We start from the raw sequence: 4581 nt of genomic DNA, 5'->3' as shown, positions 1-4581 counted from the left end.
AGACTGGAATATCCTTTTTTGCCGTCCATACCCTCACTGTCGGCACCTATCCATGTGGAATCACCCGACCATACAGCCCTGGGCATCCATATCTCTATTAGTTCATAGGAAAATACCCGGGGGATCAAGAGTATTTCGAAATGGTTACCGAAAGCTCCTCCGCTAAAGAGCATAATATCGCTTATCTGAGGATGATCCCGGACACTGTGCAACATATCCTTGCCCAGCATATCGTCAACTGCTGTTATGGACCATCTGGTGGGTACCAGCTTGCGCTCTTTTCCGAGCAGTCCAATGGAAAGAAGACGGGTGATGTGATCCTGAGAGATATTCGAGGAGATAAGCTCTGAAACAGCATCCTTTGCCAGTGCATCATCATCATATACCAGATAATCGACCTTCTTTGGAACATTCGGGTTATCAGTGATGTCCAGATCCTTTAGATCACCTGAAGGTCCCATGGGGGTCATTACGCTATCGAACTTCAACCTGTTAGACAGAGGCTTGTTGAACCAAGCTTCAGTATCCACAGGCGTTATAGAAAGGGCCAGTTCCTGAGATTTCAGGAGTAAAGGGTCTTTGGGATCTGCGGCATCCTTAACGTGCATGCGTGCACCTGCCCGCACAAGCCTGGAACGTGCTGCAATGATATCTCCAATGCCCATACTGAGCAGTTGTTTTGGGTCTTCAAGTATGGAAGACTCATCTCCACCCATACCAGGAGGGACCATGGGACCCGACATCACTGAAGGATAATCATGCCTGCCAATGAAAACTGCCGGAGGAGAGGCTCCAAATATGGAAGTTGCTCCTTTACTGGTTATTACAGATGACTCTATGGACTTGAACTTTTCAAGAATGGGGCATACAGGACGTCCACAGAATCCTCTTCCCTTGCATTGTACACATTGATTATGGCTCAACTTTGCTCTTTATCCCCACATAGGATGCACGATCCTGCTTCAGGTATGTTCTTATCGAACCAGCCGGAGTGCTGCACGAACCTGCAGATATTGCACATACCTTCTACCTGGTCCTTTTGGTCCATGCCCTTAATCAACCTGGCAGAGAACTTCCTCACCTCTGCACGGACCTCTTCTGGGAAATCAACTTCAGCTCCTCTTTTCTCGCTCATGTACTGTGAAACGGCAGCCCTTGAAAGACAGAGGATATCAGCGATCTCCTGCTGGGTACATCTGTGTTCAGAGAACAAAACCCGTGCGATCTCTGCACGTATAGCCGGAAGGACTTTCTGCACCATGATCTCACACGTCGTTTTCAAAAGATGTACCTCCACTATCAGATCTTATGTTTATTCTGATAATCTTCAATGGCCATCCTTAAAGTATCCGGCGCAAAGTTCGAACAATCCATCTTGCCTGGGGGAAGACCACCCAACGCCTCGGCCACTTCTTCCTTTGTTATACGCCTGGCCTCTTCTAGGGTCCTGCCTTTTGCCATTTGCGTCACCATACTTGAAGTAGCGATAGCCGCTGCACAACCGAAGGTCTTGAACTTAACATCCGCCAGTACACCATCCTTTACCTTAATGTAGATGGTTATGACATCACCATCTGCAGGATTTCCCAGCTGACCCACTCCATCTGCATCTTCGATGACGCCTACGTTCTTAGGATCAGTGAATTCTTCCAGAAGTTTTCTGCTGTACATTATTTCTCCTCCTCGAAGGGTGACATCTGGCGCAGCTTCATGACGGCCTCCTCAAGAAGATCAACTACAAGGTCGATCTCTTCCATAGTGTTCTCTCTCCCCAGGGTGAACCTCAATGAACCATGTATATAATCTACACCAGGATCAATGGCCTTTAGCACGTGAGAAGCCTTTTGGGATTTAGAGGAACATGCCGAGCCGGTGGAAACAGCAACACCCTTCATATCAAGGAGCATAAGCAAAGATTCACCTTCCACATGCCTGAAACTCATGTTCACATTGTTCGGAAGACGCTTTTTTTCATGACCGTTAAGTCTTGCATACGGTATTCTGCTGCGGACCTTTTCTATCATAGAATCCCGCAGATGTTGCATGTGCCTGGAATCAGCTTCCAGTTGATCCCTGGCAATGGCCATGGCCTTTGCAAAACCCACGATACCCGGGATGTTCTCGGTACCCGGACGCAGCCCGCGTTCGTGGCCACCACCCTGCACAAGAGGCAGGATATTGACACCACTACGCAAGTATAGGGCTCCCACACCTTTAGGACCGTGGAGCTTGTGGGAAGATATGGACAACATATCCACACCCAGTTCATTCACATCAACAGGTATCTTACCCACGGACTGGACAGCATCGGTGTGAAGGACTATTTCCCGTCCTTCTATGAGCTCACTAATTTCCTTTATTGGCTGAACAGTTCCAATCTCATTATTGGCATGCATTATACTTACAAGAATGGTATCTTCTCTTATGGAATCCTCAAGGAACTGCATATCAACTATGCCTTCATTATCCACTGGCACATAGGTAACTTCGAAACCCTCTTTCTCAAGCTGCTCACAGGTGCGTAATACTGCAGGATGTTCTATAACGGAAGTGATAATATGCCTGCCCCGGGAAGAACACATGTATGCAGAGCCTTTTATTGCCATATTGTCAGATTCGGTGCCACCTGATGTGAAAATGATCTCCTGCGGTTCAGCACCCAGTGCTGCAGCCACCTGTTCCCGGGAAGAGGATAGTGCTTCTGCAGCTTCCAGTCCAAAAGAGTGTAAACTTGAAGCATTTCCGAACTTTTCACTAAAATAAGGGAGCATGGCCTCCAGAACCCTGGTATCCACATGTGTGGTTGCACTGTGATCCAGATATATACGTTTCATGCTTCACCTTGTGAATAACTGACGGATTTACTCCTTCCCATAAAATGAATAAATTTGATACTTTGGAAAATTAAAGGTAAGTAACTGGAAGATACGATTTACAGTTAAATTAAAGTGTTTAATCTTTGATCTGCTCCGGAGAAAAACCCCTTTCAACAAGAACGTCCTTCATGCGAGACAGATGGTTGCCCTGCAACTCAACAGCATTATCCCTGACAGTTCCACCACATGCAAACTTGGATTTCAGATAGGTCGATAGTTCGTGGAGGTCGATCTCATGTGCATCAAAACCTTCTACGACAGTCACTTCCTTCCCATACCTTCTTCTGTTGACCTTCACGGTAATTCTTTGCTGCTCTTTTGCTACTTCTTCGCAGATGCACAATTCCATTGGCAATCCGCATACAGGGCACATTTCTGAACTCATCTAGTGATATTTCCTCCAAGAACATTAAACATTTTGACCATAAACTATACTTAAATAGTCGTATAAAGTAAACAGCAATGATATTAAAACCTAATGGTGAATTAGTTGCATCTGACATTGAATTTGCAGAAGGTATAATAAGCCAGTCAAGGGGGCTTATGTTCCGAAAGAGCATTGCAGAAAGATATGCGCTTGTCTTCATACTACCTTCTCCCAGATCCGTTTCTGTGCACATGCTTTTTGTATTTTTTCCAATAGACGTGGTTTTTCTGGATGATAATAAGAAAATACTTGCCACTGCAAGATTAAAACCCTGGATAGGTTTGACACAGTCCCCTAAAAAGACAAAATATATTGTCGAAATGCACTCCGGCTCCATAGAGCGCTGCAAACTCATTCCCGGAGAAAACCTCACTATGGATCTTCCGTGAATAAAGGAACGGGGTTTAGGTCTAATGAAGGAATCTTTTTTAAACTTGAGTGCTTTTAAGCCTACATAAACACAGAAATGAATAGTAGTCTGAGGCACACAATGTTACAAGAGAACGATTTCAAGCTTATAACTGAAAAAATGGGAAGAGAACCCAACATTGTGGAACAGGGATGTTTCCTCAATTTGTGGAGCGAGCATTGTTCATATCGCTCCAGTGGACCTTTACTGAAGACTTTTACCACAACCGGCGAGAAGGTTATCATAGGACCTGGAGATGATGCTGCTATCGTGGACTTTGAAGACGGCTGGGTGCTTGCAATAGGTATGGAAAGTCACAACCATCCATCATACGTAGACCCCCACAACGGTGCTGCAACGGGTGTGGGAGGCATTGTAAGGGATATTATATCCATGGGAGCGAGACCTATAGCCCTTATGGACCCCCTGTATTTCGGGCCCCTCAATACCCCTAAGAACCTTTATCTTTTCGAACACATCATCGAAGGTATCGCAAGCTATGGTAATTGTATAGGCGTGCCTGTGGTAAGAGGAGAAGCATTCTTTGATGAGACCTATAGTGGTAACCCTCTTGTAAACGTCGCATGCATAGGACTTGCAAGGAAAGAGAACATAGTGACAGCAAAAGCCCAGAAGGCAGGAAATAAGATGATCCTCATGGGATCCACAACAGGCAGGGACGGGCTGGGAGGTGCATCCTTCGCATCCAGGGACCTTTCCGAGAGTTCCGAAGCAGAGGACAGGCCCAGTATCCAGATAGGTGATCCGTTCACAGAGAAACTGCTCATAGAAGCGACACTGGAAGTAGTCGGAGCAGGATATGTGAGATCCTGCAGGGACCTGGGTGCAGCAGGCCTTGCGGGTGCCAG

Annotated in this window: 7 protein-coding genes; 2 read left to right on the top strand and 5 right to left on the bottom strand. The window is 46.2% G+C overall.

The window, feature by feature from the left end; genetic code table 11:
• From AB7U21_RS10510 to yciH, 5 genes are all read right to left on the bottom strand, one after another.
• Nucleotides 1–923, bottom strand: a 923-nt coding sequence (locus tag AB7U21_RS10510; RefSeq protein WP_428388885.1) for an Nre family DNA repair protein, incomplete at its 3' end; no start/stop codon positions are given.
• Nucleotides 920–1282: a transcriptional regulator gene (locus AB7U21_RS10505; protein WP_333787101.1), complete on the bottom strand. Its 363-nt coding sequence runs from the start codon at nt 1280–1282 to the stop codon at nt 920–922. The genes AB7U21_RS10505 and AB7U21_RS10510, both read right to left, overlap by 4 nt.
• A 17-nt stretch (nt 1283–1299) precedes the next feature.
• Nucleotides 1300–1671 (bottom strand): iron-sulfur cluster assembly scaffold protein, encoded by a 372-nt coding sequence (locus AB7U21_RS10500; protein ID WP_333787102.1) that lies wholly within the window; start codon nt 1669–1671, stop codon nt 1300–1302.
• Nucleotides 1671–2834 (bottom strand): cysteine desulfurase NifS, encoded by a 1164-nt coding sequence (nifS, locus tag AB7U21_RS10495; RefSeq protein ID WP_428388883.1) that lies wholly within the window; start codon nt 2832–2834, stop codon nt 1671–1673. The genes AB7U21_RS10500 and nifS overlap by 1 nt, the downstream gene beginning before the upstream one ends.
• A 118-nt stretch (nt 2835–2952) precedes the next feature.
• Entirely contained in the window at nt 2953–3261 is a 309-nt protein-coding gene (gene yciH / locus AB7U21_RS10490) for a stress response translation initiation inhibitor YciH (protein ID WP_292351396.1), read from the bottom strand.
• A gap of 77 nt (nt 3262–3338) precedes the next feature.
• Between yciH and AB7U21_RS10485 the strand changes: the two genes are divergently transcribed.
• Both AB7U21_RS10485 and AB7U21_RS10480 read left to right on the top strand, forming a co-directional pair.
• Nucleotides 3339–3692, top strand: coding sequence for a DUF192 domain-containing protein (locus AB7U21_RS10485; RefSeq protein ID WP_333787104.1), 354 nt, complete (start codon nt 3339–3341; stop codon nt 3690–3692).
• A 101-nt stretch (nt 3693–3793) separates the two neighbouring features.
• On the top strand, nt 3794–4581 hold a 788-nt coding region (locus AB7U21_RS10480; RefSeq protein WP_428388880.1), incomplete at its 3' end, for an AIR synthase related protein.

Origin of the sequence: Methanomethylovorans sp. (assembly GCF_050177135.1) — an archaeon.
Classification (GTDB): Archaea; Halobacteriota; Methanosarcinia; order Methanosarcinales; family Methanosarcinaceae; genus Methanomethylovorans.
This window is presented reverse-complemented; position numbering and strand designations above follow the sequence as displayed.